Origin of the sequence: Streptomyces sp. GbtcB7 (assembly GCF_019091445.1) — a bacterium.
In the GTDB taxonomy this organism is placed as follows: Bacteria; Actinomycetota; Actinomycetes; order Streptomycetales; family Streptomycetaceae; genus Streptomyces; species Streptomyces mirabilis.
Genome location: NZ_JAGXJM010000071.1, coordinates 1 through 26960 on the forward strand (window position 1 = coordinate 1; position 26960 = coordinate 26960).

A 26960-nucleotide genomic window follows, 5' to 3' on the forward strand; every position below is an offset into this window, starting at 1 on the left:
TCCGCGTCGCAGCCGCAGGAGGCAATTCCTCCCCGGCGTGAACGCCGGGGCATCCTCGCCAGAACCAGGTGAAAATGCCGGCGCCGGTACGCGGGTGGCGGGGGAGCGGGGCAGGAGAACGGCGTGGCCGGGAGGCCCGCTGTGCGCGCCCGGAACCGCGCACCTCCAACACGGCGGACTTCCCGGGCACACCCGACCGCACGCCTCGGGCAGAGCGTGGATCACCCCGGGCCGAGGCGGACCGAGGCGCTGAGGGCTCGACGCCGCGAGCTCGGCACACGGGGGCGCCGCCTTTCAGTGGACCGGCAGGACCCGTTGTCATGGTGCCGTTGAGAAGGCTTTCTCGGCCCAGCCGGCGAACGACGTCCAGCGCAGATCCGGATGGGCGGCGTGCAGCGCCGGCAGGTCGACGCGGTAGCCGGGGCCACGCAGGAACGCCCACATCGCCCGCATGTCGGCGTTGCCGATCTCGTCGAGCTGCACTTCGTTGTGGCGAACGGTCGCACCGACTGCCGTGCTCAACGCGGCCGCCATGTCCTCGGGCGTAGGGGCGTCGCCGGCCAGCTCGATGCGCTGCCCGGCGAACGCGTCGGGCGCGGCGAAGACGGCGGCGGCGAACTCGCCCAGATCGGGGCGTGCCAGCTGCTGCAGCGGACGGTCCGCCGGCAGGGGCAGATCGAGCACCCCCTGGCGGATCCGCTCCTCGTCGCCGAGGGCGTTGTCGAAGAAGTAGGTGGGCCCCAGGATCGTGTAGGGCACCTCGCCTGCGGCCAGCTCCCGCTCGATGACGGCCTTGGTCTCGAAGTGCGGCACGCCCGTGTCCTGGTCGGCACCTGCCACGGAACTGAAGACCAGGTGGGGCACCCGAGCATGACGGGCGGCGGCGAGAATGGTCCGGCCCTGTGCGATCTCGGCGGCCGGTCCTGACTCGAAGGGCGTGGTCATCGCGAACACACCGGCTACGCCCCGCATGGCTGAGGCCAGGGACTCGCGGTCCATGAGATCTCCGCCCACCACCTCGACGTTGCGGGCGGCCAGGCCGCGGGCCGCAGCGGATCGAGGGTTGCGGACCAGGCCACGGACGGCGGCGCCGCGGGACAGCAACGCGCTGACGACGGCGCCGCCCTGTCCCCCGGTCGCCCCGAGAACCAGCACTGACTGGTCGACATTCATGAGGAAGGCTCCTTCCGGTCGGCCCCGGAGGGCCTCGCCGCGGGTGGGACTGAGCCGCTGGATCACTCCCCGCGGTGCGGGCGCACGGCTGCTCGTGGAGCATGCAAGCGTCCCGGTCCGGTGGCCGGTGAGGCGCGCCGGGGTCCTGCCGGGTTGCCTGATTCCCCGGCTGAGGGCAGCGTGGTCGGTGTCGGCCGGTTGTCCTGGGAGGAGTGTGCTGTGGCCGTGATCTCCGATGGGGCGTCGCGGACGACGTGGCCGCGGCTGCGCGTCGCCGACTGGACCGAGACCCGGGACACTCTGCACATGTGGACCCAGATCGTCGGCAAGATCCGGCTGGCCCACGCGCCCCTGGTCAATCACTGGTGGCAGGTCACCTTCTATGTCAGCCCGCGCGGCCTCACCACGTCGGCGATCCCCTACCGTTCAGGGGTCTTCGACATCGAGTTCGACTTCCTCGACCATCAGCTGCGTATCCGCGGCAGCGACGGCGCCCACCGCAGCGTGGCCCTGGAGCCGAGGCCGGTGGCCGACTTCTACCGCGAGACGATGCGGGCCCTGAGTGAGCTGGGAATCGAGACAAAGATCCAGGCGTCTCCCAACGAGGTGGACCCGGCGATCCCCTTCGATGAAGACGACCGGCACACTTCCTACGACCCGAGGGCCGCGCAGCTCTTCTGGCGGCAGTTGCTGCAGGCCAACCGGGTGCTGGGGGAGTTCCGCTCGTACTTCGTCGGCAAGGTGAGCCCGGTGCACTTCTTCTGGGGCGGCATGGACCTGGCCTGTACGAGGTTCTCCGGACGGGTAGCGCCGCCGTATCCGGGCAGTGCCCCGCACTGCGGTGACTGGGTGATGGTGGAGGGCTACTCCCGCGAGTTGAGCAGCTGTGGTTTCTGGCCCGGCGGCGGTGAAGAGGGAGCCTTCTACTCGTACGCCTATCCCGAGCCGGGTGGCTTCGCCGGCCACCCGGTCACCCCGGCCGACGCGTTCTACAGCCCTGACTTCAGCCAGTTCCTTCTGCCGTACGAGGCGGTGCGCACTGCGGCCGACCCGGACGGGGCAGTGGCCGGTTTCCTGCATACGACCTACGAGGCTGCCGCGGAGCACGGCGGCTGGGACCGGGCGGCCCTGGAAGAGGACCCGAACCGGTGGCGACAGCGCCGGTAGACGGGTGCGACCGAACGGTTCGTACCCGCCGCTGGATTGCGGCCGTCGGCGGTCACGTCCGGTGTCCACGACGGCGCCGGCGCTTCGCTTCGGCGATCTCGCCCGAGATGGGAAGCCAGTAATAGAGGATGAAGGCGGCGATCACGGCCACGCCGAGGACGGGAACCAGGGCGCCGAGCAGGATTGCGGTGGCGAGCCAGACAAGGGCGAGCCGGAAGCGCCGGCTGATGGCTGCCACGCCGGCCGCATCGATGGTGGTGCTGAGCAGGCGGCGGTCGCGGCGGACGTACCCCCAGATGACGTTGAACAAGACGGCCAGGAGTGCGAAGGCGGTGCCGTGGAAGACGACGGCGGTGCGCTGCCCGTGTCCGTCCCGGAACGCCTCGGCCAGCACGGAGGCGGCGAACGGCAGGAGCGCGACGTCCATCAGCAGCACGGTGTTGAGGAAGAGCACCACGCGGTCGGCGCTGCGGATGTGGTCGAACATGATGTGGTGGTTGGCCCACACCTGCCCGATCAGCATGAAGGTGAGGACGTAGGCCAGGTAGGACGGCCAGAGTGCGGCGAGGCCGTGCAACAAGTGGCGGGTGTCGTGCGGCGGGCGGATCTCCAGGACGAGCAGCGTGATGGCGATGGCGATGACGCCGTCGCTGAACGCGACCACCCGGGCGGGATCGCGCTCCACACCGAACGACGTCGCCCCTCCTCCCGGTCCATCCGGTCCGTCCGGTTCATGAACAGGTTCTGTCATCGCCCCAGCCTCCGGCACCGCACGCTCCCGCACGCGCAACCAGGGCGCGTTTCCCTGGAGACGGCCAAGGCCGCGCCCGGCGCGGGGAGCACGCTTCCATCAGGATCGAAGTGATCGACCTGGGTGGCCCGTGCTCGGCATAGTGGCCGCAGCACACCGTGCCTCGACGCACCTTGATCCGGTCACCGCTGGGTGACACGACAACGCGGGGGAATGCATGCGTGCTCACAGGAAGATCGGCGCGGCGTTGGCGACAGCGGCGCTGGCCGTCGGGTTCGGCGCGGTGGCGGCTCCGTCCGCCGATGCCGCCGCGGGCTGCTGGACCAACGACGGCGGCATCAGGTGGTACTGCAACAACGTGTCGGGCGCGCCCGTCTACGGCATCATCGGCAACAACCACTCCTACCCGGACCCCGGCAAGATCGTCGGCTACATGTATTCCAACCCGAGCTGGTTCTACTGCAAGGAGGACGGCCAGGCCTGGGTCGGCGGACCGCACCCGACCCGCTGGCTGATGACCGTCGCCGACAACGGCCGGCTGGGATTCATGAAGGACACCGCGATCTACAGCGAGACCGACCCGGTGCAGGACTGCTACCGCTAGCGGGTCAGCGTGTGGAGCTCAGGCCCTGACGGGACACGTGTCAGGGCCGATCACAGCGCGGTGCCGCAGCCACCCGAGCGGCGCCGTGGCCGCTATCGCGACCATGAGCAGGGCGTCGAATCCGGCTCATGTCACGCGCCACTGGCGGACCTCGTACACGGACGGCAGCGTCATCGCCGGCAGGACCGTCCACGGGACAAGACCGAGGGCGCCGCGCCGGCCACCTCGAAGTGCCTGAGGGATGCCCGCCGCTGTCCCTCAGACGCGGGAGTTGCACCGTTACCTGCGCTGGTGCAACCGGAACGCTCGGCACCCCGACGTCCCGGCCGCCCAGCGACGCGAGAGCGCCCGCGTCCGCAGCGAGAAATGCATCCGCTGGGGCGGACGACCACTCGCCGCCTGAACGTACGACCCGGTGTTCGCGCCCGGTCACACCAGGAGCACGGTAAGGCCGTGACGTAGTTCACAAGGAAAGGGTGACAGGGCGTTGTCGCGGGCAGTTGCGACTGTCGACGGCATGACGATCACAGATGAGGACTGTCTCCCCGAGACCCTGGCGTTCAACGAGCACTTTGAGGCTGCCGCCGCGAGCCGTCCAGCTCGAGGGCAGGCGCTGAGCCCAGCCATGCTGGCGCTCCTGCGGCGCAACCGGCTCGGCGGTGACACGCCACCGGTAAGACTGCCGCACGGCCGGGACCGCGTTGTTGAGGGCGGAGTGAAGGTACGGGTCTTCGTGCCGGACCACGCCGACGGCGTGTACCTGCACATCCACGGAGGCGGCTGGGCGTTCGGGTCCGCGGACGGACAGGACGAGCGGCTCTGGCGGCTCGCCGAGCAGGCACGGCTGGGCGTGGTGAGCGTGGAGTACCGCCTCGCGCCGGAACACCCCTTCCCCGCCGGGCCCGACGACTGCGAAGCGGCTGCCCGGTGGCTGGTGAAACACGCCGCGGCCGAGTTCGGTACCGAACGGCTGCTGATCGGCGGTGAATCGGCCGGTGCCCACCTCAGCGTCGTGACGCTGCTGCGCCTTCGCGACCGGCACGGCATCACCGGCGCGTTCCGGGCGGCCCACCTGCTCTTCGGCCCCTACGACCTGTCGATGACACCAAGCCAGCGGTCGTTTGGCCCCCGACAACTGCTGAGCAACACCGACGCGATCCGGGGCAGCTATGAGCTGTTCACGCCAGGGATGGGGCAGGAGCAGCGCCGCGCTCCCGAGGTGTCGCCCCTGTTCGCGAACCTGACCAGGTTGCCGCCTGCCCGGATCGTCGTCGGCACCGAGGATCCGCTGCTGGACGACTCGCTGTTCCTGGCCCAACGGTGGCAGGCGGCGGGCGGGCCTGTGCAGCTCGGCGTCGTCGCCGGCGCGATGCACGGCTTCACTCTGTTCCCCCTGACCATCACCGAGCGGGAACTGCGGCGCGAGCGGGATTTCCTGGCCACTGCGTGAGGGTAGCGTCGGCGGCATGAACCGAACTGCCCGGCTGTACGCGCTGGTGGAGGACTTGCGCGCGGTGGCGCCGCGGCCGCTGACGGTCGCGGTGCTCGCCACGCGGTTCGAGATCAGCACACGCACGGTGCAGCGTGACCTGCAAACCCTGTTGGAGACCGGTGTCCCGGTGCGCTCCATACCCGGGCGAGGCGGCGGCTGGTCGATCGACCCGGAGATGACCCTGCCCCCGGTCCGCCTCACCGCCGACGAAGCCTCGGCACTGACTACTGCGCTCGCCGCGGCCGACGCCTCCACCCCCTATGTCGGCGCGGCCCGCACGGCGGCCCAGAAGATTGCGGCCTCGATGACCGGCCCCGCCTCGGCGGCGGCGCAGGAACTCGCCGCACGGATCGTTACCCTGCCGACGCGCAGCGACTGCGAGGTCCGTACCGCGGTGGAGCAGGCCCTCGCCAACAACCTGGTGCTGCGGCTGTCCTACACCGACGCGGCAGGACACGAAAGCGACCGCGTCGTGGAACCGGCCGGATTGCTCACCGCCGACGGCCGCTGGTACCTCATCGCCTGGTGCCGCACACGCCGGGCCGGCCGGGGTTTCCGGCTGGACCGGATCGCAGCAGCGGCTTTGACCAGTGAACAGGCACAGCCGCATAACCTGACCGAACTACTGCTCGGCTCGGCCGCCGTCGGCGCAGTACAACCCACTGCACTGACCTCGCTCAGACCCCCGCCATGAGAATCCGATTAGTGGATCGTGATGCTGGCGAACGCTTCTAGCAGGCCTATGTCGACGCCGTCAGCTTTGGTGCGGGCGAGCACGGTGTCGAACGCGGCGGGAGTGTTGTCGACCAGTTTGCGTTGCAGCGGAAGGCCCTCGTGAACCGGGCAGAAGAAGTCGTTCCAGTGGGTGGGGATGACAATGGCAGGCTGAACGGTGCCGATGGTCGCGTCGAGGAAGTCCTTGCTGAAACTCTGTGCGGCGCGTCCGAGACCGCCGATGCCGAGGAACAGGGCGTCAGCGTGAACTCCGGCGAGAGCGCCGGGGATCCAGTTGGCTGAACCTTTGAACAGCATGCTCGTCTCTGGTGCCGCCACGAGGAAGTCGTAGGTGCCGCCCTCCTTGTATGCGCTGATGGGCGCAGGCTGCAGGAGCGGCTTGTCAATGGTCGCACCCTCACCGCCCATCGGGTTGGGGGAGTGTTTGGAGGCGATGGTGCGCACCGTGAAGCTGCCCACCGTGACGGATTTCTCCGGGTCCAGAAGTGCCAAGCGGTCCTCGGGGACGTTGCCACCCCTGGCGATGTTCAACGTGGACGGTGAGCCGTAGACGGTGGCTTCCGTGCGGTTGGCGATGTAGGCGACGTCCAGCGCGTGGTCGTGGTGGGAGTGAGAGATGAAGATGGCGCGTACGCGGTCCGCGCCCACCTTGTCGAGTGCGGTGTCCACTGCGTCGGGGTCGGTGGAGACCGGTCGACCGAGCGCGGCATCGAGAAGGCCGGCCGGGGTGATGAAAGCGTCGATGAGGATCTGGGTGGTGCCGTCGTCGACGAGCATCATGGTGGTGCCGAATGAGGTCACCTTGACCGTGGCTCCACTTGGTCCGCCGGGGTCGTCCACGAGAAGGTCGCGGTAGTCGTTGAGGTCTCCGGAGTGGCGGATCTTGGTTTGCCACACTGCACCCAGCGCCACGGCTGTTGTCAGTTTGAGTGTGAGGGCGATCGAGAGGACGGGGTGTTGCCGGACCGCTCCCGCCAGCCGTGCTCGTAGACCCGGGGCGAACCTGCTGATGTCTGGCATGAAGTCTCCTCGCTCACCCTCGCGGCGCTGTTACTGATTTTGGCGTCATAGCGTCTGGGTCTTTGTCGGACCTGGTGGCAGGGTCCGTCTTGGCTGTTGACTTGCTCTCCCTGCTGAAGCAGGGAGATTTGGAGCCTGGAGCACTGCGCAAAGAGTCCGGTAGCCCGGAAGTATGCGGTATCCGGACGAGGGCGGCCTGACCGCCGAGCAGCGCAAGCGCCGCGAAGAGGTGTGCATGCGGGCCGCTGACCTCTTCGAGGAGGACGTAAAAGGTCCCACGTCGCCCGGGAGTTACGGGTGAGCGAGAAGTCGGTCGACCAGTGGCGCCGCGCCTGGGCGTCCGGCGGGCGGGAAGCGCTGTGTTCCCAGGGGCCCGCTCCGCCAGCAGCGTCTGGGGTGCGCCCGGTGAGCGGAGCCAGGAACCGTCGCCGGTCGTCTCCTGCGAGGAAGGCGGGGCGAGTTCAGGCGTCCGGGCGGGCCGGCTGCCTGCTGCTGTCGGCGGCGGTGGCGGCCTTGGCGGTGGGCCACTGCGCCAGCGAGATCATCCCCGTCACCCGGCGGATGAGGTAGAAGGCCAGCGGCAGTTCGACACACGCCGCGAGCACCGCCGACAGCCACACCCCCGAGGTGCCGAAAGCGAGCGACACGTCGAACCACGCGTCGCAGATCAGCAGCACCGCCGTCGCGGTCGCCGACACGATCACAGCGCGGTGCCGCAGCCACCCGAGCAGCGCCGTGGCCGCCATCGCGACCATGAGCAGGGCGTCGAATCCGACCCACGTCACACGCCACTGGCGGACCTCGTACACGGACGGCAGCGTCATCGCCAGCAGGACCGTCCACGGGACAAGACCGAGGGCGCAGACGGTGAGCAGTTCCAGTGTGTGGCGCCGGTGCCGGCGTATCCGCTCGAGCAGATCGGTCGCCGGTGCCGAGGCTCCTTCCTGCGCCGGTGCCGAGGCTCCTTCCTGGGTGCTGGCTTGGGCGTCGCTCACGTCGGCTGCTCCGTTCTCGTCCGTCCCGGGCGGACAGCGGCGGGGTGCTCCGCCGGCATCGGGCGGTCAGGTGCCGGTGATGATCCAGCCCGGAACTGCCAGGCTAGCCCGCACCCGTTCCGCCCCGGCTCCGGGCCCCCTGATGTGCCGCGCGTCCGCAGCAGAGCTGCCGTCGTCCGTCAAGTCCCGAGTTCTCCTGCCACGCATTCCAGGGGCATGACTCCTTTCGTCCGCCGGTGCCTAATGGAGATGCGGGCCCGTTCAACAGCAGCTGGCTCTCGCCGAATGGCCGCGAATTGTCGGGACTGTTCGGAAACCCTGATTATTTCTCACGGAGGAGAATTCCCATGACCCGCACTTCCCGTACTCAGCGCCTTGTGATGCTTGCCGCCTCGACCGCCCTGGCGGCAGGAGGCGCGCTGATACCTTCCAGCGCTTTCGCCGCCCCGGCGACGCCGCACACCGGGCCCGTGGCCGCGGTCACGGCGAGCCACCAGGGCCATCAGGCCGCCGAGATCACGGGGCTGGTCAAGAACAGTACGACCACCACCACCAAAACGACGGTCAAGAAGGAACTGACCGTCAACGGCCTCAAGATCACCACGATCACCAAGACGACCAAGATAACCAAGAATTCCGACGGCGTCGTGATCAAGAAGGTCGTCAAGACGACCAAGAATGTCAAGTTCATCAAAATCGGTGGAAACAACGGCAACAACAATAATGAATAGCAGCCGCTAATAGGGCCGGGCTGAAGAACGTCGTCCCGGGCGGTGCGGGGTACGCGGTGAGAGCCGCGTGCCCCGCACCGCCATGCCGGACGCCGGCCGCATCGGCGCCCGGCGGCACCGGCGGGCACCCGCGCCCCGCCCCCTCCGGACGGCAGAGATGTTGCGCGAAGTCTTGACGCGCCCCGCCCCGTTGCGTAGATATGACAGCGCAGTCATGACAGCGCAGTCATACAGCGGATCTGGACTAGGATCCGACTGCCGAAGATCGGGAGACACCATGACACCAGTGGCAGGACGTGGCGCGGGAGCCGCGCCGCGCAGTGTGGATGTGGCGCGCCTGGCGGGTGTGTCGCAGAAGACGGTGTCCCGGGTCATGAACGACGAGCCGTACGTCTCGGCGGACGTGCGCCGCCGCGTCCTGGCGGCGGCCGAGGAACTCGGTTACCGCTCGAACAACGCGGCCCGTGCCCTGGCCTCCGGACGCACCCGGTCCATCGGTGTGGTGACGCTCGGCACCGCCCTGTACGGTCCGGCCTCGCTGCTCATGGGTGTCGAGCGTGCCGTGCGGGACACCGGCTACGCACTCCGTGTGGTCAACACCATGGAAGGCGAGAGGGCGGGCATCGCCGGGGCCGTGGACTCGCTCCTGGACCAGGGCGTGGACGGCATCGTCATCTCCGAGCCGATCGACGAGGCGGACGGCACGGATCTCTCCGCACGGGTCGACGTGCCGGTCCTCGTCCTCGGCGCACCCCCGCCCTTCACCGCCCCCCATGTGGTGACGGCCGGCATCGTCTCCAGCCAGATGGCGCGGGCGGCCACCGAGCACCTGCTGGAGCTGGGCCACACCACCGTCCACCACCTGGCGGGTCCACAGCGCTGGTACTCCGCCCGGGACCGTCTCGACGGATGGCGCGAGGCGCTCGCCGCGCACGGCCGGGCCGAGCCGCCGGTCGCCGAGGGCGACTGGTCGGCCGCCTCCGGCTACGCGGCCGGCCGTGGACTTCTCGCCGACCCCGGTGTGACCGCGGTGTTCGCCGCCAACGACGACATGGCCATCGGCCTGATCCGCGCGCTGACGGAAGCCGGGCGGCGCGTGCCGCAGGACGTCAGCGTGGTCGGCTTCGACGACATCCCGGTCGCCGCCTACGTGACCCCGCCGCTGACCACGGTGCGTCAGCCGTTCGACGCCATGGCGCAGGACGGCCTGAAGCTCCTCGTGCACGCCATCGAGAACCCGCAGGCCGACCCGCTGGCGATGACCGACCCACCGGTCGAACTCGTCGTCCGCGCCTCGTCGGCGCCCCCGCCGCCCCGCTAGCCCCCGGGCCACCGGAGTCCCCCTCACCGACGGAGGTCCGCCCCCACCAGAGCCATCCACCGCTTCCCGCGTTGCCCCAAGCCAGCCCAGCCCCGCCCAGCCCAGCCCCGCCCCGCCCAACTCAGCTCAGCCCAACTCAGCTCAGCCCAGTTCCTCAGCAGCACCCACCGCCGCTCCCCGGGCCTCGATCAGGCCCCGCACCGGCCGCCGTTTTCTCTCGCGCCCTCCCCGGCGCGACCTCTGACAGGCCCGCCCTCCCGGCCCCGCCCGTCACGCCACACCGCGCCTGACACCACCGAATCCAGCTTCAGCACGCCGTCGCCCGGTGTGCCGGTCCCCAACACCCTTCTGCGGGAGTTCACCATGTCCGGACCCTTCTCCAGCCCCTTCTCCAGCCCGTCATCCCTGAGCCGCCGGGGCTTCCTCGCCGCCACGGGCGCGCTGTCGCTGGCCGCCACCCTGTCCGCCTGCGGCGGCGACGGCGGCTCCGCCGCCGGTTCCTCCGCCAAGCCGGTCAGCCAGGCCGACATCGACAAGGCCATGAAGACCCCGACCCAGCTGACATTCTGGACCTGGGTCCCGAACATCGACAAGGAGGTCGCGCTCTTCGAGAAGAAGTACCCGGCCGTCAAGGTCAAGGTCGTCAACGCCGGTCAGGGCACACCGGAGTACACCAAACTGCGCACCGCGCTGAAGGCCGGCAGCGGCGCCCCGGACATGGTGCAGATCGAGTACCAGGCCATCCCGACGTTCACCATCACCGACAGCCTGCTGGACCTGCGCCCGTACGGCGCCTCCGCGCTCAAGTCCACCTTCGTCGACTGGACCTGGGGCCAGGTCTCCGGCAGCGGCGGCGAGATCTGGGCGATCCCCCAGGACACCGGCCCGATGGGCATGCTCTACCGCAAGGACATCTTCGACCGGCACGGCATCCAAGTCCCCACCACCTGGGACGAGTTCGCCGCCGCGGCCCGCACACTCCACAAGGCCGACCCCGACGTCTACCTCACCAACCTCGCCGCCAACCAGGTCGCCGCCTGGCACGGCCTGCTCTGGCAGGCGGGCGCCAAGCCGTACGTGACCTCCGGCAAGAGCGACATCACCATCAGCGTCGACGACACGGTCTCGAAGAAACTCGGCCAGTACTGGGGCGCCCTCGCCAAGGAAGGCGTGATCGGCGTCGAACCGGACTTCACCGACTCCTGGTACGCCGCCCTCAACAAGGGCAAGTACGCCACCTGGCTCACCGGCGCCTGGGGCCCGGCCTTCCTGTCCGGCTCCGCCAAGGCCACCGCGGGCAAGTGGCGCGCGGCCCCGCTGCCGCAGTGGGACGCCGCCAAGCCCAGCGCGGGCAACTGGGGAGGCTCGACCACCGCGGTCATCCGCTCCACCAAGAACCCCGTCCAGGCGGCGGTGTTCGCGCAGTTCCTCAACAGCGACCCCGCCAGCGCCAAGATGTTCGCCACCGAACAGTTCTTCTTCCCGGCGACCAGGACCCTGCTCGCGGACGCGAGCTTCCTCGGGGACACGCCCGCCTTCTACGGCGGCCAGAAGGTCAACCAGGTCTTCGCGGACATCAGCACCCAGGTCAACCCCGCCTTCCAGTGGCCGCCGTTCCTCGACCGGGTCGCCACGGACTGGACCGAGACCGTCGGCAAGTCCCTCGCCGACAAGTCCGACACCGTCCGCGCCCTCGGTTCGTGGCAGTCGCGCATCACGACCTTCGCCAAGGGCCAGGGCTTCACGGTCGAGGGAGGCTGACGATGGCCACCACCACAGCGGCCACCACCGCAGCGCCCGCCCGCACCAACCGCACGAAGTCCCCGCCCCGCCGGCGCCACGGCACCGCAGGAGCCCTGTTCATCGCCCCGTTCATGGCGCTGTTCCTGCTCCTCTTCCTCGCCCCGCTCGGCTACGCCGCCTACCTGAGCCTCTTCCAGGAGAAACTCATCGGCGGCTCGACGTTCGTCGGCCTGGACAACTACGTCACCGCCCTCAAAGACCCCCTCCTCCTCAAAGGCATCGGCCGCGTCGCCCTGTTCTTCGTCATCCAGGTCCCCGTGATGCTGCTGCTGGCCCTGTTCTTCGCACTCGCCCTGGACAGCGGCCTGCTGCGCCTCGCCCGGGTCATCCGCCTCGGCATCTTCGTCCCGTACGCCGTCCCCAGCGTGATCGCCACCCTCATGTGGGGCTACCTCTACGGCCCCGACTTCGGCCCCTTCGCCCAGATCAGCCGCCACCTCCACCTGCCGGCCCCGCACTTCCTCTCCGACAGCTGGATGCTCGGCAGCCTCGCGAACATCGTGACCTGGGAGTTCGTCGGCTACAACATGATCATCCTGTACGCCGCCCTGCGCACCATCCCTGCCGAGCTGTACGAGGCGGCCGCCATGGACGGCGCCGGCGCCTGGCGCATCGCCTGGTCCGTCAAACTCCCCGCGCTGCGCCCGGCGCTGACCCTCACCCTGCTGTTCTCGGTGATCGGCAGCTTCCAGCTGTTCAACGAACCGAGCCTGCTGATGAAGGTCGCCCCGGACGTCATCGACAGCTCCTACACCGCCAACCTCTACGCCTACTCCGTCGCCTTCATCAGCCAGCAGACCAACTACGCGGCCACGGTGTCCTTCATCCTCGGCCTGGTCATCGTGATCGTGTCGTACGCCTTCCTGCTCACCGCGAACCGCAGGAGCACCTCATGACCTCCCCCAAGTTCTCGGCTTCGCTCGAACAGGGGGGACCCCCATCGACCCCCGCAGCCTCCACTCCGTCGACGGCGAATCGGCTGCCCGCCGAGGCCCGCCCGCCGCGCCGTTCATCGGTGCACCGCCGCAGCACCCCGCTCACCATCGCCATGCTGGCCGTCCTGGCCTACTTCCTGCTCCCGCTGTTCTGGCTGCTCATCGCCTCCACCAAGGGCACCCAGGACCTGTTCAACAGCTTCGGCCTGTGGTTCTCGCACGCCCCGCAGCTGCTGTCGAACATCAAGGCCACCTTCACCCAGGACGACGGCGTCTTCGGGCGCTGGCTGCTCAACACGGTCCTGTACGCCGGGGTCAGCGCACTCGGCGCCGCGCTGCTCGCGGCGGCGGCCGGATACGGCTTCGCCAAGTACCGCTTCCGCGGCCACGGCGCGGCCTTCAACCTGGTCCTCGGCGCGATCATGATCCCGACCACCGCGCTGGCGATCCCCACCTACCTCCTCTTCGCCAAGGCAGGCCTGGTCAACACCCCCTGGGCCGTCATCCTGCCCTCCCTCATCAGCCCCTTCGGCCTCTACCTCATGCGGATCTACGCCGAGGACGCCGTCCCCGACAGCCTCATCGAGGCCGCCCGCATGGACGGCGCCGGAGAGCTCCGGATCTTCCTCACCATCGCGCTGCGGCTGCTGGCCCCCGGCCTGGTGACCGTCATCCTCTTCACCCTCGTCGCCACCTGGAACAACTACTTCCTGCCGCTGATCATGCTCAACGACCCGGACCTGTACCCCATCACGGTCGGGCTGTCCCGCTGGGCCGACCAGGCGCAGAACGGCGGCGCCGGAGCCAGCAGCGACATGCTCGCCCTCGTCGTGACCGGCTCCCTCATCTCGATCGTCCCGCTCGTCCTGGCCTTCCTGATGCTCCAGCGGTACTGGCAGAGCGGCCTGGCCACCGGCGGCGTCAAGCAGTAGCACCCCCAACACCCCCTACTCCCTGGAGGTTTGTCCATGGCGGACCTGCCCGCCCGCGTGCTGTTCGGCGCTGCCTACTACCACGAGTACCACCCCGCCTACGGCCCGGACGTACGGCCCGACGAACAGCTCAAGACCGACCTCGACCTGATGGCCGACGCGCACTTCACCGTCATCCGGGTCGGCGAGTCGGTCTGGTCGACCTGGGAACCCGAGAACGGCCGTTTCGCACTCGACTGGCTCCAGCCGGTGCTGGACGGCGCCCACGAACGCGGCATCTCCGTCATCCTCGGCACCCCCACGTACGCCGTACCGCCGTGGCTGGCCCGCCAGTACCCGGAGATCACCGGCGAGCGGCGCACCGGCGAACGCATCGGCTGGGGCGCCCGCCAGGAAGCGGACTTCACCCACCCCGCCTTCCGGTTCCACGCCGAGCGGATCATCCGCAAGATCGTCGCCCGGTACGCCGGCCACCCGGCCGTCATCGGCTTCCAGGTCGACAACGAACCGGGCCTGGAGCTCTTCCACAACCACGGCGTCTTCCAGCGCTTCACCGACCACCTGCGCGCCAAGTACGGCGACGTCGAGACCCTCAACCGCGAATGGGGCCTGGTCTACTGGTCCCACCGCCTGTCCACCTGGGCCGACCTGTGGACGCCCGACGGCAACGTGCAGCCCCAATTCGACGTCGCCTGGCGGGAGTTCCAGGCCCGTCAGTGCACCGAGTTCATCGGCTGGCAGGCCGACCTCGTCCGCGAGTACGCCCGCCCCGGGCAGTTCGTCACCACCTGCATCTCCTACACCCGCCCCGCCGTGGAGGACGACGAGCTCACCGACCGCCTCGACATCGCCACCGGCAACCCCTACTACGCCATGCAGGACGGCCTGCTCCTGCCCGACCCGACACCGGACGACCACGAGCAGAAGTGGCAGAGCACCGGCGTCTGGGCCCTGTACCAGACCGCCGACTGGATGTTCTCCTCCCGGCAGGAACCGTTCCTGGTCACCGAGACCAACGCCTCCTCCATCGGCTACGCGTGGGACAACCATCCCGCCTACGACGGCCAGTGGCGCCAGGCCGCCTGGGCCCTCGTCGGCCGCGGGGCCCGCATGATCGAGTACTGGCAGTGGCAGACCCTGCGCTTCGGCGCGGAGACCTACTGGGGCGGCGTCCTGCCGCACAGCGGCCGACCGGGCCGCACCTACGCCGAACTGGCCCGGCTGGGGGAGGAGTTCCAGGCTGTAGGACCGCTCGTCGCGGGGCTCGAACCCGACGCCGACGTCACGATCGTCTACTCCACACCCAGCAAGTGGCTGATGCAGAAGCACCCGCCCCTCGCGACCCCCGACGGCGCACCGGACCCGGCCGCCTACCACCGCATCCTCGACCCCTTCTACCGCGGCGCCTTCGACGCCGGACGCCAGGTCCGCATCGTCCACGCCCGCCAGCTGCACGACCCGCGCGGCCAGCGGGAAGGCATGGCCCCCCACGAGGCCGCGCACCGCCACCCCGTCCTCGTCGTCCCCGCCCTGTACCTCGCCGAGGACACCACCCTCGACTGGCTCGCCGCCTACGCCCACGCCGGCGGCCACCTGGTCCTGGGCCCCCGCACGGGCTACGCCGACCACGAGGCCCGGGCCCGGCACGAGGCGGCCCCCGCCCGCCTCACCGGCGCCGCGGGAGTGACGTACGACGAATTCAGCAACCTCACCCACGCCCTCCCGGTCCGCGCCGCACCCGACAGCCCCCTCCCGCTACCGCAGACCGCGACGGCGACCCACTGGGCCGACGGCCTCACCGTCACCGACGCCGACGTCCTCGCCACCTACGAGCACCCGCACTTCGGCCGCTTTCCCGCCATCACCACCCGCCGCCACGGCGAAGGCCGCGTCACCTGCGTCGGCACCGTGCCCGGCCGCGACCTCGCCCGGGCGCTGGCCGCCTGGATGGCACCGGCCCGCCGCAGCGCGTGGCACGACCTGCCGGCGTCCGTCACCGCGACGACCGGCACAGCACCCGACGGCCGCCGCGTCCACATCGTCCACAACTGGAGCTGGCAGCCCGCGAGCGTCCACGCTCCGGTGAACCTCACCGACGCCCTGACCGGCACACCCCTCCCCGCGGGCACCGCGGTGGACCTCGGCCCGTGGGACGTACGCGTACTCGTCTCCCCGAAGGAGTAACCGTGCAAGCTGTGCAGGGAAGAAGAGCGGCAAAGACACTGGGTACGTTCGTCGCGGCAGCCGCGACACTGGCGATCCCCATGACCACCGGTGCGCAGGCCTACAACCCGACGGGCGGGATCCTCTACCAGCTCGGCAGCGAACCGTGCCTGAAGGGGCGCGGCAACTGCGCCGTCTACCCGAAGTCGGCGCAACTGCCGAGCGGACGCCTGGTCGCGTCGTTCGAGAAGTCCACCGTCGTAGCGGCGACGGGCAGCGCCGACAGGCAGACCCTCCCGGTCTACAAGAGCGACGACCACGCAACGACCTGGCAGCCGCTGTCGGAGGTCAAGGCTCCCGCGTACCTCTCCAGCGACCCCCAGTACGCGAAGTACACGAGCAACTGGACGAATCCGTACCTCTACACGCTCCCGCAGGACGTCGGGAACCTGAAGCAGGGCACGCTGCTCCTGGCGAGTGTCGTGTCGGGCGACGACCAGTACTACCGTGAGCACAAGGCGGCCGACCCCAACTGGACGCCCTCCAACGACGGCGACCGCGGCGACCTCGCCATCGCGCTGTACGCCAGCACCGACGAGGGTGTGTCGTGGAAAGTCGTCAACGTCATCGCGGCCGGCGGCTGGCAGGGCGGCAGCGCGGGCGCGATCGGCCAGAACATCGCCACGGCCAACACACACCAGCAGGTGGACCCCGTCTGGGAGCCGTACCTGATGGTCTACCAGGGCCAACTCGTCTGCTACTACTCCGACGAGAACGACTACACCGGCTTCAACGCGACCACCGGCGTCCCGACCCTCGACCCCGCCAACACCACCGCCACCGACTCGCACGGCCAGATCCTCGCCCACAAGACCTGGGACGGGCGCAGTGCGCAGTGGAGCGCCCCCGTCGTCGACATCGCGGGCCTGACCCAGAGCATGGGAGGCGGCAGGACGGAGATCGGCGGCGGGCGGCCGGGCATGGCGAACGTCGTCCGCACCGCGGACGGCAAGTGGCTCCTCACCTTCGAGTACTGGGGCGGCGGAGCCAACACCAGGTACGTGGTCGCCGACAACCCGCTGCAGTTCTACCGCGGTTCCCCGACCGGTGAAGCCGTCACCTCACTGCCGGTCGACACCGGTTCCCAGCCGCTCGCGACGGGTGGCAGCCCGGTCGTCATCAGGCTTCCCGGGGGACGCCTGGTCTACAACGCGGCCGGCAGCGGCAACGTGTGGGTCAACGACAGCGGACGCAGCGACGGCGTCTGGAAGGAGTACCAGACGACCTCGAAGGCCGGCTACAGCCGCAGCCTGCAGTACGTCGACGGCACCGGCCGTATCGCGATCCTCAACAACCAGGGCACCTCCACGATCGCCTACGCCGAGGCCGACCTCGGCCGATCGGGCGGCGCCTACTACCAGTTGGTGAACCGCAGGACCGGCCAGGTGATCGGCACCGGGAGCAAGACCAACGACGCGAACATCGGCAACGCGGACGTCCCCGACGTCGTCCTGGAGGCCCCCGGCTCCGCGGCGAACCCCGACACCCAGTACTGGCACGTGGTGACCGAGCCGAACGGCGGCGTGACCCTGCTGAACAAGTCCGGCGGCCGCGCGGCGGCCGTCTGGACCGGCAACGCGACGGCCGGGCAGCGGATCGGCCAGTGGGTCGACAACAGCGCCACCGGCAGCTGGAACCTCGTCAAGACCACCGACGGGTTCTACAAGCTCCAGTCGGTCAGGAACACGAACCTGTACCTGACCGGTGCATCCGACAACGCACCGCTCACCCTGCAGAACGCGGCCACGGACGGCTCCCAGGACTGGGAACTCGTCCAGTAGCCGCCAGGCCACCGAGAGGCTCCGCCCCCTGCCGGCGGAGACGGCCATCACGCGGATGCCGCCCCCGGCCAACTCCCCGCCCGGTCCGGCAACGGCTCACGGGGGAGCCGGCCCACCTCATTGACACGTTGCCATCTTGAAATGCGCTGGTCAGTGGCGCTGGTGTGAGCCGGGGGTGGGGTGCTCGTGCTGGTCGTCCGACTGATCGTGCTGGGGTGATCGTCTGCCGCGTCGAGTCAGCGGCTCGTCTCCGCGTTCGTCAGGACGAGGAGGGCACGCAGGAGGATGGTGGCGTGCTTCGCGTTCAGGCGGAGCTTGGTGAGTACGCGCCAGTTCTTCAGGTCGGCGAAGCCGTGCTCGTTCACCGCGCGTTCCCGGCTGACCAGCCGGTTCGCTTGCTTCTCGGCGGCGGTCAGCGGCTTGTTCCGCGACGCCTGCGCTACCGCGCACCTCGGTCGGCCGTGTGGCGGGGAGACGGTCAGCGCGAGGTGAGGGGGGTTTCGGACTCAACGCGGGTGAGCTTTTCGGGGTTGCGGACGTAGTAGAGGCCCGTGACCAGGGCGTTCTCCACGCGGAAGCCCAGCACGCCGTCGATCACGCCGTCCACGCGCAGGATGAGTCCGGGGTTGCCGTTGACCGTCGTGGGCTCACTGGTGAAGGTGCCGCCGGCCTTTTCGACACTGCCGGCCATGTAACGGAGCACCTTGTCGGCGCCGACGACCGGCCGCAAGGCCGCCAGCTTGAGGCCGCCGCCGTCGCTGACGAAAACAACATCCGGGGCGAGTACGTCGAGCAGCCCGTGCAGGTCCCCGGTCACGAGCGCGGACTGGAACGAATCCAACGCTGCCCGGGTTTCTTCCGGGGAAACCGATGTGCGCGGCCGGCGGGCGTCGACGTGTTGGCGGGCGCGGTAGGAGATCTGGCGTGTGGCGGCGGGGCTCTTGTCGATCGCGGCCGCGATGTCGTCGTAGCCGATGTCGAAGACCTCGCGCAGCACGAAGACGGCGCGTTCGGTCGGTGAGAGGGTTTCGAGGATGAACATGAGTGCCAGCGACAGGTTCTCGGACAGTTCGACGTCCTCGGCCACGTCCGGCGCGGTGAGCAGGGGCTCGGGCAGCCAGGGGCCGACGTAGGCCTCCTTGCGCCGTTTGAGGGTGCGTAGCCGGTTGAGTGCTTGCCGGGTCGTGATCCGTACCAGGTAGGCGCGCTGGTCCTGTACCTGCTCCGGGTCGACCTTGACCCACCGCAGCCAGGCCTCCTGGAGGACGTCCTCGGCGTCCGCCGCCGATCCGAGCATCTCGTACGCGACGGTGAACAGCAGGTCGCGGTGGGCGACGAAGGCCTCGGTCGCGGGGTCGGTGACGTGGTCGTTCATGTCGTGCGCTTCACTTTCTCGTGGTTGGCCCCATGTGCCCGGAAGCAGGCCGTGAAGAACATGTACCCGGTCCGATGACGGGGTTGTCGGCAGCAGCCTCCCCACTGATCAGGCCACGTGGGGTGGGGGCTGGTGGGATGGCGCCCCGGCGCCCGGCCATGGCATACGAGGCCGCGGCGTTGGGTGCTTGTCACTCCTGCTCGGTCCTTCTTGGGCCGGACCGGTCGGTCCGGCCCAAGAAGGGGACTTGGCGGCTAGGCCGCGCGTCGGGTGTCGGGCGGCGTCGTGGGGTGTTCCGGCTGAGGCGTTTCCAGGCGGTCGGTGCTGTCGCCGCGGGATGCGCGGGAACTGGCCTTGCGCGCCCCGGACACCAACTTGTTGAGGGTGAACACGCAGGCGATCTCCTTGACGCCGGCACCGGGCCGCCCGCTGATGCGGAGCGCGTTCACCTTGTCGTTCGGGTAGGAGAACTGGGTGACGCCCTCCTTCCGGCCGAGGCTGAGGCACTGCCCGGCGAAGAACATCCGGACGGGAGCGGCTTTCTTCCCCGCGATCCGGCGCAGGATCGTGTCGGCGGCCGCCGGGCCCAGCTGCGTGGCGGCCTGGCAGCTCATCCGGAACGGGTGGTCCGGCATCACTCCCGCGTCCCCAGCGGCGACGATGCGCTCGTCGTCCACACTGGTCAGCGTCGTGTCGGTGACCAGACGGCCTTCGGCGTCGGTGCGCAGCCCGCTGCGGGCGGCCAGGTCCGGGATACGGAATCCCGCGGTCCAGATCGTCACCGCGCTGGGCAGCTCGCGGCCGCCGTCGAGCCGTACGCCGTCGCGTGTCACTTCCGCCACCTTCGCACCGGGTCCTTCGAGGACGGCCACACCCAGCTTGGCGAGCCGACGGGCGACCGGGCGGCGGACTCGGGCATGCAGGGAGGGGCCGAGCACCTTGCCGCAGACCAGGGTCACCTTGCGGCCCACCTCCGCCAGCTCGGCGGCGGTCTCCAGGCCGGTCGGGCCGGCCCCGATCACGGTCACCGGAGCCGACGCGGGCGTCGCATCCAGCGCCGACCGCAGCCCTTTTGCCCCCTCGAGGTCCGACACCGAATGAGCGAACTCCGCCGCTCCGGGCACGTCGGGGGCGGAGGCGCCGCTGCCCACCGCGTAGACGAGGTAGTCGTAGGAGACCGTGCCACCGCCCGCCAGCGACACCTGGCGCTTGGCAGCGTCGATCCGGGTCGCGGTGTCGACCACCAGCCGGACGTTCCCGCCCATGACCTTCCCGAAGCCCTCGACCGCGTCATCGGATCCGGTCACGAGCTGGTGCAGGCGGATCCGCTCGACGAACTCGGGACGCGGATTGACCACGGTCACCGACACGCCATCGCGCCGAGCCAGGCTGTTGGCCGCCGTCACGCCACCGTACCCGCCGCCGACCACGACTACCTCGACGTTCCCGTTCATCATGTCTCCCTGGTGTTTATGAACTCGGCATTAAGACACCAGCCGCGCATCCGGTATAACGGCCAGCGGGTGAGACGTAGCGCACATCGGACACGGCGGAAACGACGCCCCCCTTCCGCAGCGAGTGGCGTAACACGGCCCTGACGAGGCCGGACAGGGGCCGGGGAGTCTCGCGGTAGCGGGCGAGTGAGGCCCAGCCCGCTGTATTCGGCCTGACACGGCTCGGTGGTGGCCGCGCGGGCGACATCCATGGAGCCGACGGGGCACGACGTGGTGCCGGCCCCGTTCCTTCAGCCTGAGCCGGAAGGCGACGCTGCGGCCGTGACCGGCGTCGGCCACGGTCACCTGCCCGGCAGCCTCCCCTGCGGGTCATGTCAGGCCACTCAAAGGGGAACAGACCGCGATCCGCCGAGTCGGCCCTGTTCCCCTATAGCTACCGCGAACGGACATGCAGCACTGTGCGACTGCTGCGGTCGTCGTTTCCCTCGCTGGGCGTTTCGTTGAAGCATGGTGCGGGACCTGGACGGGGCCACCACGCTCATCAGCGACCTCACGGACCAGCAGATGTGCCCGCGCTCCACCGTCGCGGTCCTGCGGATACTCGGCCGCGTGCGTACGGCGGTCCGGGCGGGCCACGCCCAGCACACCGGCACCGCGCCGGCGCAGGACGACCTCCTGGACCTGCGCGCGCTCGGCCAGCGCTCCCGCAGCCCGGCTGGCATCCGGCAACCCAAGACCGTCGACCTGCGCTCTATCCAGCAGCCGTGGCTGCGCGGTCTGGTGCGCACCTGAACCATCCAGCAGCGCCCAGGAGCGCACGAGTTCGCCCGCACACTGCGCGGCGTGGAGCTCGCCTCCCGGGCTCTTGCGCAACGGCCGGGAACCGACGACCCCTCAGGCTTGCGCTACGACGACGTCACCGCCGTGGTCGACGCGTTCCGCACCGCACTGAAGCTGGACGGCGAACCGGCCGGGTGGAACTACCGCATGTCCATCGCCAGCCACTTCTTCGCCCTGATCGACTACGGCCGCCGCTCCGGCACCGCCGACACCCTCTCGGCCGCTTTCGTCCGCGACCCGGCCCTCCACCGCATCCCCGAGGAGGAAGCCAACGAGGACGAGATCGGCAAGGCCATCCCCGAACCGGTGATCCGCCAGCTCGACGCCCACCTCGCCCTCCTCGGCCGGGGACGGGCCCGCGGCCAGCGCACCCTTGTCTCCGCGGACCTGCAGCTGATGTACCGCACGCTGTACATCCTGCTCAGAGACACCGGACGGCGGCCCCTGGAAGTCCTCTCCCTGCCCCGCGACTGCCTCGAAACCCGCAAAGATCAGATCTGTCTGCTCTGGAACAACCACAAGGCCCGCCGCCACCCCAGGCGTCTGCCCATCACCACACCCACCGCCCAGGCGATCCGCACCTGGCAAGAACGCCGAGAGCAGCTTCAGACCAGCCTCCCGCCCACCGGCGCCGACTACCTCTTCCCTGCCCTGACCCACCTCGCCACCCGCCCGTACCTGCACACCAGCTACCTCGGCGAGACCTTGCGCGACTGGGTGGACTCCATCCCCCACCTGAACGGCGAAGGCACCGACACACAGGGCAACCCCCTGCCCTTCGACCGCTCCCTCATCTACGCCTACGCCTTCCGCCACTCCTACGCACAACGCCACGCCGACGCCGGAACCCCTCTAGACGTCCTGCGCGAACTGATGGATCACAAGTCCGTCAGCACCACCCAGCGCTACTACACCGTCTCCCTGAAACGAAAACGCGACGCCGTCACCAAGCTCGCCGCCCACGTCGTTAACAACCACGGCCGACCCAGCCCCAGCTCCGAGACCCCCTACGAACTGCGCTCCGTCGCCGTCCCCTACGGAGGCTGCACCGAACCCAGCAACGTCAAAGCCGCAGGCAGCTCCTGCCCCATCCGCTTCCAGTGCGCCGGCTGCGGCTTCTACCGCCCCGACCCCTCCTACCTTCCGGCGATCGAACAGCACATCAACGAACTGCGCGCCGACCGCGAAACAGCCCAGGCCATGGACGCCGCCGAATTCGCCTTCACCGCCTTCACCGCCCAGATCACCGCCTTCGAGCAGGTCACCGACCGCCATGCAGCGCCGCCTCGCCGCCCTTCCCGCCGCAGAACGCCAGGAGATCGAGGAAGCCAGCACCATCCTGCGCAAAGCCCGCGCCGACAGCACCCACACCCTCCTGCCGCTCACCACCGTCTCCAGGACCGACCCGGCATGAACCCCCCGCGGCAACCCGCACACCCTCGCCCAGGCCCGCTGCCGCGCCAGCCTCGACAAACGCCAGCGAGCCCTGACCGCACTCACCACCCTGGAACAGCAGGGCAAGAAGATCACCCACGCCGCAGTCGCCCGCACCGCCGGCGTCTCCACCTGGCTCACCTACACCGAAGGCATCCGCGAGCACATCGAAGCCGCACAACAACGCCAGCACCCCACCATCCCCCCACCCGCGCAAACCCGGAGCACTACCGCCACGCTGCGCACGGAACTCGAGCTCGCCAGGCAGGAGATCCGCAGTCTGCGGCAAGACAGAGAGCGGATGCGGCAGGTCATCCAGCACCAGCTCGGACAGCAACTCGACGCCCTCGACACCAGACACCTGACCGAACGCGTCGACGAACTCACCCGGACCAACCAACGACTCGAAGACAGCCTCCAACAGGCCACCGACGACAACCACCAGCTCCACGCCCGCGTGACAACCCTGGAAACAGACCTGGCCGCAGCACGCACCAGCCTCCGACGGATGATCCGAGAGGAGAACACAAACCGCTGAGGGCGCGATCCAGCGCCCCGCTGGACACGCCACGCTTCAACACCCCAGCAGACTGCCGCTAGGCCCACTCGACTCCAAGTTCGGCGAGTGCGGCGCGCTGGTCGTGGGTGAGTTTGTCGCGCCTTGTTTTGGTATTGGAGATCCATACGCCCAGCTTGTGCTGGTGCTCCTGGCCGTCGATGACGACGCGTTCGACGTGTCCCCTCGGCACTGCCTTCTGGGCGCCCTCGCGCTGGATCCACTGTGCGAGGGCTGTCAGGCCGCGTTGGAAAGCTGACGCCTTCGTCGCGCCCTTGGCGGCCGGGCCCGATGTGGGCCGTTCGGCGGGCATCATGCCTAGCGCGGACAGTCTCCGCTGCTGCTCCTGCGACAGCTCTGCCCAGGAACTCGCCTGCCGCCGGATCCACCGCCCCAGGTCGTCGCCCTCGAACAGCACGCCCGGCTCGATGGCGGGCAGGGCCCCGCCGGGCTCGTCCGCGGCGAGGTCGGTGAGGACGCGGTGGTGGCGTTGCCAGTCGAGGGGCCAGGGGCAGTTCCAGTCCTCATCGATGGCGGTCAGCTGTGCGGCCCGCGCTGTGGCGCGTTCGGGGTCCTTCCCGAGGCCGCCTTTGCGGCGGAGGTTGGCGATGTGCTGGCCGACGGGTACGAGGCCTTCGGTGTCGCTCTCGCCCCATACGGCGTCCTGCCTGGGGGCCAGGTGCCCGTGCGCACGGTGGTACGAGCGCAGCATCGCCAGCTTGGTCTCCCACGCCTCGTCGCCGGGTTCCCACACCATCCCGGCTTCTTCGGCGTCCAGGAGTTCTCTGCGGTGGTCGTCGAGTTCGCCGGCGCGGAGGGCTTTGCGCTGCTGGTGGACCCACCTGCCCAGCGGGAACGCCTGGGTGACGCCGACTTCGGCCTCGGTGTCGTAGGGCACGGCGTGCAGGCCGGTGATGTGGTGCTTCTTCCGCCAGCGGAGGAGGGCTTGGTAGCCCTCGAGCCAGACGAGGCTCTCGGGCCGGTAGACACGGGTGCGCAGGAAGGCGGCGACGGTCGCTGGGTCGCGGGGGCTGGAGAAGTGCAACAGCTCCGATTCGACCGCGCCCTGCGCGCCGTCCTGTTCCTGGTCTTTGCCGTCGCCTTCGCCGTCGGCGCTGATGATCTGCCCGTCTTCGTCGCGGATGAGGTGGTGCCGTTTGGTCTGTGGCTGCCTGGTCAGGGCCCGTGAGGCGAGCTGCTCGACGAGGCGTTCCGAGTGTGAGCGCAGGCCTTGGAGGACGGCTACGAGCGGTTTGAACGAGGCGGAGGCAACCATGTCGTCGGGGTCTTCGCCGGGTTGCAGGAAGACGGGCACGATGATGCGCGCGACCTTGGTCGTGCCGTCCGGGTTCGGGCGGAGGGCGCGGCCGATGTTCTGCACGATCTCGACTTGGGAGCCGCGGGTGTCGGCGAAGCAGATGGCTTCGACTCCCCGCTCGCCGACGATGTCCACGCCCTCGCCCAGGACCCGCACCGAGGCGAGGAAGGCGCGGTGCACCCGTCGGCCTGCCGCGTCGATGCCGTCTGCGAACTGGCGCAGGGCTTCGCGGCGTTCGGCGACGAGGTGGTCGCCGCACAGCCACGCCGACCACACCCGGTCCGGGGGTACGTGGCGGCCGACCTCGAGCTCGTAGAGCTCCGTGTCGATCGACGACCTCGGCAGGCGCTCCGCGTCGGCCAGGGCCTCGTCGGATGCCTCGGTCACGTACAGCTCCGCGGCCGTCTGCGGCATCTTCTCCGCGAACGCGGCCGCCTCCTCGACCCGCTGGTGGAACGTCATGACCGTACGCAGGTTGTGGCGCGCGGCGTGTTCCAGGAGGGCGGTCTGCAGCAGGGCCAGGCGCCGGCCCCGCAGCGCCTCCTCCGACAGCCCGAGGACGGGGGAGGGGTCGAGGATCTCCAGGACGTCGATCTCGAAGCCCGCGAGGATGTTCCGCTCGATCGCCTCGGACAGCCCGAGCTCGTAGATCCACTCGCCGTACGTCCCGTCCGGGTCGCTGGCCATGGAGACGATCTCCAGCTCCTGGCTGTCCGCGCCTTTCTGCGGGCGGCGTGAGGCGAGGATGCGCGGGGTGGCGGTGAGGTAGAGCCGGAAGTCTGCGGGGATGCGGGTGTTGTCGTGGATGGCTGCCCAGGGCCGGGCGGTGTCCCCGGCGAGTCCGTGGGCTTCGTCCAGGACGGCGAGGTCGAAGCCGTCCATCGACTGTCCGTACAACTGCTCCCCGCCCGCCAGAGCGGCCTCCAGCGGCCCGCGGACCTTCCGCTGGCCCATCGGTGCGTCGATGTCCTCGCGGTCTACGAGGGAGGCGTACGTGGCGAACACGACCACCGGCCCGGACTCGGCCCACAGGGCGAGCTGGATCGCGTTCGTGGTCGTTCGGACCCCGAGCTGCTCCAGGACGTCGTCCTTCTCCAGCGAGCACACGGCGACCATGGGCGAGTTGTGGCCGACCCGGCGCCAGGCCTGCGCGGTCTGCACCAGAAGATCCAGGGTGGGGACCATGACGAGGACCCGCCCGTCCCGGAAGCATTCCAGCGCGGCCGTAGCGGCAGTGATCGTCTTCCCGGAGCCGGTGGCGGACACGACCGTGGCGCGCGCTCCCACCGAGGGCACAGATGATCTTGAAGGGAATCCCGCCCACTTTCGGATACGCGTATTCGCGTCCATCTGGTGTTCTCGAAGCTGGATCATAGCAATTCTCCGGGTTCGGGAAGGACCTGCTCGACCGAGGTAATCCGGTATGAGCCCTGCTGGTAGAGGCCGCCTGGCCGTCCGTAGACGGTCCAGGCCCGGTGGGCGGCTTCACCGAGGGAGGAGGCCATCATGTGGACGGTGAGCCGTGGTTCACTCGGAGAGCCGGCCTGCTGGGCGACGATCCGGTAGACCCGATGACGCGGCATCTCGGCCGGTGCCCCGCCGCGTTGCTCTGCAGCTGCTACGTCAAGGGCCACACGCTGCATCCGCTGCTCCTCACGGCGGCCTACACGCGGATCCTGCCCCGGTATGTAGACAGGCATCTGCTGCTCCGTCATCACATGGGCGATCCGCTCCCATTCAACGCACTCCCACATGGTGATCACCAGCTCACTCAAGTTGAGGATCTCTGCCGGTCCTTCGCGTGCACGTTCCTCGCGCTCCCGGGAGAGCCGCGCATGCGTCTGCACCTGGTCGAGGACGAGCCCGGCGGCCTTTCTCGTCACACCGAGCCGGGCTATTTCAGCCGGAAGATATTCGTAGACCGACATGAGCCCTGCCCCCTCGCTGCCAGAGTGTGTCTCCTGTTTCCACCAACTCTACATGCTGCATCAAATCGGCGATGTGTTACACGGAAACCAGAACACGAACGAGCGACCCCCCACCCCAATAGCCAGCCCAGCCCGCGGCAGCGGGCTGACGGCCCGTAAGGCGCAGCCTGAAGGGCCGTCAGGGCGGGGGAGCGCAGCGGACCCGCCCTCAGGAGTGCGAAGCACTCCCCAACTCCCGTACTAAAAACGCGAACAGCCGCACCTGGCAGACCGTCAACCCCGGGCCGCGCGCAGCGCGGCCCACCGGACGCGAAGCGGCCGGCCTCCCTCAACTCCCGAAGCGAAGCGGAGGGAGTTGCCCGGCGAAGCCGGGCGCGGTGAGCGAAGCGAAC

At 69.5% G+C, this 26960-nt stretch carries 25 protein-coding genes and 2 pseudogenes; 17 read left to right on the forward strand and 10 right to left on the reverse strand.

The genetic code is table 11. The features are described 5' to 3' along the window. Positions 1-318 precede the first annotated feature (318 nt). Positions 319-1173 carry an NmrA/HSCARG family protein gene (locus KVT44_RS53175; RefSeq protein ID WP_217576126.1) on the reverse strand — a complete coding sequence of 285 codons (855 nt, stop codon included), beginning with the start codon at positions 1171-1173 and terminating at the stop codon, positions 319-321. A 219-nt stretch (positions 1174-1392) separates the two neighbouring features. Between KVT44_RS53175 and KVT44_RS53180 the strand changes: the two genes are divergently transcribed. Further along, positions 1393-2340 (forward strand): DUF5996 family protein, encoded by a 948-nt coding sequence (locus KVT44_RS53180; RefSeq protein WP_308314395.1) that lies wholly within the window; start codon positions 1393-1395, stop codon positions 2338-2340. A 52-nt stretch (positions 2341-2392) separates the two neighbouring features. Here the strand turns inward: KVT44_RS53180 and KVT44_RS59515 are convergent, their stop codons facing one another. Then, complete coding sequence (locus KVT44_RS59515; RefSeq protein ID WP_254651120.1) at positions 2393-3091, reverse strand: TMEM175 family protein; 699 nt, start codon at positions 3089-3091, stop codon at positions 2393-2395. Between the two features lie 217 nt (positions 3092-3308). Here KVT44_RS59515 and KVT44_RS53190 point away from each other — a divergent pair, with 217 nt between their 5' ends. The 4 genes and pseudogenes from KVT44_RS53190 to KVT44_RS53200 all read left to right on the forward strand — a co-directional run bounded on the left by KVT44_RS53190 (position 3309) and on the right by KVT44_RS53200 (position 5881). After that, a complete protein-coding gene (locus tag KVT44_RS53190; protein WP_190173787.1) occupies positions 3309-3695 on the forward strand; it encodes a hypothetical protein in 387 nt (128 codons plus the stop codon). Positions 3696-3954: 259 nt separating this feature from the next. Continuing rightward, positions 3955-4098 (forward strand): annotated as a pseudogene (locus KVT44_RS60905) (IS630 family transposase); the annotation flags it as partial. A 114-nt stretch (positions 4099-4212) separates the two neighbouring features. Further along, the gene (locus KVT44_RS53195; RefSeq protein WP_217576128.1) at positions 4213-5145 is read left to right on the forward strand and encodes an alpha/beta hydrolase; all 933 of its coding nucleotides are present in this window, start codon (positions 4213-4215) and stop codon (positions 5143-5145) included. A 16-nt stretch (positions 5146-5161) separates the two neighbouring features. Further along, positions 5162-5881 carry a YafY family protein gene (locus KVT44_RS53200; RefSeq protein WP_217576130.1) on the forward strand — a complete coding sequence of 240 codons (720 nt, stop codon included), beginning with the start codon at positions 5162-5164 and terminating at the stop codon, positions 5879-5881. Positions 5882-5889: 8 nt separating this feature from the next. On the opposite strand, the gene KVT44_RS53205 is transcribed toward KVT44_RS53200, so the two are convergent. Continuing rightward, positions 5890-6942, reverse strand: coding sequence for an MBL fold metallo-hydrolase (locus tag KVT44_RS53205; RefSeq protein ID WP_217576132.1), 1053 nt, complete (start codon positions 6940-6942; stop codon positions 5890-5892). Between the two features lie 172 nt (positions 6943-7114). Between KVT44_RS53205 and KVT44_RS60395 the strand changes: the two genes are divergently transcribed. After that, positions 7115-7243 (forward strand): hypothetical protein, encoded by a 129-nt coding sequence (locus KVT44_RS60395; protein ID WP_302832246.1) that lies wholly within the window; start codon positions 7115-7117, stop codon positions 7241-7243. Next, the gene (locus tag KVT44_RS60400) at positions 7240-7512 is read left to right on the forward strand and encodes a hypothetical protein (protein WP_308314396.1); all 273 of its coding nucleotides are present in this window, start codon (positions 7240-7242) and stop codon (positions 7510-7512) included. Before KVT44_RS60395 ends, KVT44_RS60400 begins: the two co-directional genes overlap by 4 nt. Here the strand turns inward: KVT44_RS60400 and KVT44_RS53210 are convergent. Next, positions 7404-7937, reverse strand: a complete 534-nt coding sequence (locus KVT44_RS53210; RefSeq protein WP_308314397.1) for a hypothetical protein — start codon at positions 7935-7937, stop codon at positions 7404-7406. The two genes, KVT44_RS60400 and KVT44_RS53210, sit on opposite strands and share 109 nt — an antisense overlap. A gap of 347 nt (positions 7938-8284) precedes the next feature. On the opposite strand from KVT44_RS53210, the gene KVT44_RS53215 reads away from it, so the two are divergent. The 7 genes from KVT44_RS53215 to KVT44_RS53245 all read left to right on the forward strand — a co-directional run bounded on the left by KVT44_RS53215 (position 8285) and on the right by KVT44_RS53245 (position 17663). Continuing rightward, positions 8285-8668 carry a hypothetical protein gene (locus KVT44_RS53215; protein ID WP_217576134.1) on the forward strand — a complete coding sequence of 128 codons (384 nt, stop codon included), beginning with the start codon at positions 8285-8287 and terminating at the stop codon, positions 8666-8668. Between the two features lie 277 nt (positions 8669-8945). Then, a complete protein-coding gene (locus KVT44_RS53220) occupies positions 8946-9989 on the forward strand; it encodes a LacI family DNA-binding transcriptional regulator (protein WP_099918150.1) in 1044 nt (347 codons plus the stop codon). Between the two features lie 363 nt (positions 9990-10352). Beyond that, the gene (locus tag KVT44_RS53225; RefSeq protein WP_217576136.1) at positions 10353-11750 is read left to right on the forward strand and encodes an ABC transporter substrate-binding protein; all 1398 of its coding nucleotides are present in this window, start codon (positions 10353-10355) and stop codon (positions 11748-11750) included. Positions 11751-11863: 113 nt separating this feature from the next. Then, entirely contained in the window at positions 11864-12688 is an 825-nt protein-coding gene (locus tag KVT44_RS53230) for a carbohydrate ABC transporter permease (protein ID WP_217576154.1), read from the forward strand. Then, positions 12685-13659: a carbohydrate ABC transporter permease gene (locus KVT44_RS53235; RefSeq protein ID WP_217576138.1), complete on the forward strand. Its 975-nt coding sequence runs from the start codon at positions 12685-12687 to the stop codon at positions 13657-13659. Before KVT44_RS53230 ends, KVT44_RS53235 begins: the two co-directional genes overlap by 4 nt. 36 nt (positions 13660-13695) lie before the next feature. After that, positions 13696-15843 carry a beta-galactosidase gene (locus KVT44_RS53240; RefSeq protein WP_217576140.1) on the forward strand — a complete coding sequence of 716 codons (2148 nt, stop codon included), beginning with the start codon at positions 13696-13698 and terminating at the stop codon, positions 15841-15843. A gap of 11 nt (positions 15844-15854) precedes the next feature. After that, positions 15855-17663 carry an RICIN domain-containing protein gene (locus tag KVT44_RS53245; RefSeq protein WP_308314398.1) on the forward strand — a complete coding sequence of 603 codons (1809 nt, stop codon included), beginning with the start codon at positions 15855-15857 and terminating at the stop codon, positions 17661-17663. Positions 17664-17899: 236 nt separating this feature from the next. Here the strand turns inward: KVT44_RS53245 and KVT44_RS60405 are convergent, their stop codons facing one another. The 3 genes from KVT44_RS60405 to KVT44_RS53260 all read right to left on the reverse strand — a co-directional run bounded on the left by KVT44_RS60405 (position 17900) and on the right by KVT44_RS53260 (position 20492). Beyond that, on the reverse strand, positions 17900-18145 hold the full coding sequence (locus KVT44_RS60405; protein ID WP_217576158.1) for a transposase family protein: 246 nt from the start codon (positions 18143-18145) through the stop codon (positions 17900-17902). Then, positions 18142-19038: an RNA polymerase sigma-70 factor gene (locus KVT44_RS53255; protein WP_217576142.1), complete on the reverse strand. Its 897-nt coding sequence runs from the start codon at positions 19036-19038 to the stop codon at positions 18142-18144. The genes KVT44_RS60405 and KVT44_RS53255 overlap by 4 nt, the downstream gene beginning before the upstream one ends. Before the next feature lie 254 nt (positions 19039-19292). Further along, positions 19293-20492, reverse strand: coding sequence for an NAD(P)/FAD-dependent oxidoreductase (locus tag KVT44_RS53260; RefSeq protein WP_217576162.1), 1200 nt, complete (start codon positions 20490-20492; stop codon positions 19293-19295). 507 nt (positions 20493-20999) lie between these two features. On the opposite strand from KVT44_RS53260, the gene KVT44_RS59525 reads away from it, so the two are divergent. Together KVT44_RS59525 and KVT44_RS59530 are read left to right on the forward strand one after the other, a co-directional pair. Continuing rightward, a complete protein-coding gene (locus KVT44_RS59525; protein ID WP_254651121.1) occupies positions 21000-21284 on the forward strand; it encodes a hypothetical protein in 285 nt (94 codons plus the stop codon). Between the two features lie 444 nt (positions 21285-21728). Beyond that, positions 21729-22193 (forward strand): annotated as a pseudogene (locus tag KVT44_RS59530) (site-specific integrase); the annotation flags it as partial. Here the strand turns inward: KVT44_RS59530 and KVT44_RS59535 are convergent. After that, entirely contained in the window at positions 22185-22607 is a 423-nt protein-coding gene (locus tag KVT44_RS59535) for a hypothetical protein (protein ID WP_254651125.1), read from the reverse strand. The pseudogene KVT44_RS59530 and the gene KVT44_RS59535 sit on opposite strands and share 9 nt — an antisense overlap. A gap of 229 nt (positions 22608-22836) precedes the next feature. On the opposite strand from KVT44_RS59535, the gene KVT44_RS59540 reads away from it, so the two are divergent. Beyond that, positions 22837-23304, forward strand: coding sequence for a DUF6262 family protein (locus KVT44_RS59540; protein ID WP_254651124.1), 468 nt, complete (start codon positions 22837-22839; stop codon positions 23302-23304). 58 nt (positions 23305-23362) lie between these two features. Here the strand turns inward: KVT44_RS59540 and KVT44_RS53275 are convergent, their stop codons facing one another. After that, on the reverse strand, positions 23363-26014 hold the full coding sequence (locus tag KVT44_RS53275) for a DEAD/DEAH box helicase (protein WP_217576146.1): 2652 nt from the start codon (positions 26012-26014) through the stop codon (positions 23363-23365). Beyond that, positions 26011-26568 (reverse strand): hypothetical protein, encoded by a 558-nt coding sequence (locus KVT44_RS53280; protein ID WP_217576148.1) that lies wholly within the window; start codon positions 26566-26568, stop codon positions 26011-26013. The genes KVT44_RS53275 and KVT44_RS53280 overlap by 4 nt, the downstream gene beginning before the upstream one ends. Positions 26569-26960 lie beyond the last annotated feature (392 nt).

Bases quoted from the DNA above. Each gene is read 5' to 3' on its own strand.
- KVT44_RS53175 (WP_217576126.1), bottom strand. From the start codon at position 1,173: ATGAATGTCGACCAGTCAGTGCTGGTTCTCGGGGCGACCGGGGGACAG.
- KVT44_RS59515 (WP_254651120.1), bottom strand. From the start codon at position 3,091: ATGACAGAACCTGTTCATGAACCGGACGGACCGGATGGACCGGGAGGA.
- KVT44_RS53190 (WP_190173787.1), top strand. From the start codon at position 3,309: ATGCGTGCTCACAGGAAGATCGGCGCGGCGTTGGCGACAGCGGCGCTG.
- KVT44_RS53195 (WP_217576128.1), top strand. From the start codon at position 4,213: ATGACGATCACAGATGAGGACTGTCTCCCCGAGACCCTGGCGTTCAAC.
- KVT44_RS53200 (WP_217576130.1), top strand. From the start codon at position 5,162: ATGAACCGAACTGCCCGGCTGTACGCGCTGGTGGAGGACTTGCGCGCG.
- KVT44_RS53205 (WP_217576132.1), bottom strand. From the start codon at position 6,942: ATGCCAGACATCAGCAGGTTCGCCCCGGGTCTACGAGCACGGCTGGCG.
- KVT44_RS60395 (WP_302832246.1), top strand. From the start codon at position 7,115: ATGCGGTATCCGGACGAGGGCGGCCTGACCGCCGAGCAGCGCAAGCGC.
- KVT44_RS53215 (WP_217576134.1), top strand. From the start codon at position 8,285: ATGACCCGCACTTCCCGTACTCAGCGCCTTGTGATGCTTGCCGCCTCG.
- KVT44_RS53220 (WP_099918150.1), top strand. From the start codon at position 8,946: ATGACACCAGTGGCAGGACGTGGCGCGGGAGCCGCGCCGCGCAGTGTG.
- KVT44_RS53225 (WP_217576136.1), top strand. From the start codon at position 10,353: ATGTCCGGACCCTTCTCCAGCCCCTTCTCCAGCCCGTCATCCCTGAGC.
- KVT44_RS53230 (WP_217576154.1), top strand. From the start codon at position 11,864: ATGGCGCTGTTCCTGCTCCTCTTCCTCGCCCCGCTCGGCTACGCCGCC.
- KVT44_RS53235 (WP_217576138.1), top strand. From the start codon at position 12,685: ATGACCTCCCCCAAGTTCTCGGCTTCGCTCGAACAGGGGGGACCCCCA.
- KVT44_RS53240 (WP_217576140.1), top strand. From the start codon at position 13,696: ATGGCGGACCTGCCCGCCCGCGTGCTGTTCGGCGCTGCCTACTACCAC.
- KVT44_RS53255 (WP_217576142.1), bottom strand. From the start codon at position 19,038: ATGAACGACCACGTCACCGACCCCGCGACCGAGGCCTTCGTCGCCCAC.
- KVT44_RS53260 (WP_217576162.1), bottom strand. From the start codon at position 20,492: ATGAACGGGAACGTCGAGGTAGTCGTGGTCGGCGGCGGGTACGGTGGC.
- KVT44_RS59525 (WP_254651121.1), top strand. From the start codon at position 21,000: ATGGTGCGGGACCTGGACGGGGCCACCACGCTCATCAGCGACCTCACG.
- KVT44_RS59535 (WP_254651125.1), bottom strand. From the start codon at position 22,607: ATGGCGGTCGGTGACCTGCTCGAAGGCGGTGATCTGGGCGGTGAAGGC.
- KVT44_RS53275 (WP_217576146.1), bottom strand. From the start codon at position 26,014: ATGATCCAGCTTCGAGAACACCAGATGGACGCGAATACGCGTATCCGA.
- KVT44_RS53280 (WP_217576148.1), bottom strand. From the start codon at position 26,568: ATGTCGGTCTACGAATATCTTCCGGCTGAAATAGCCCGGCTCGGTGTG.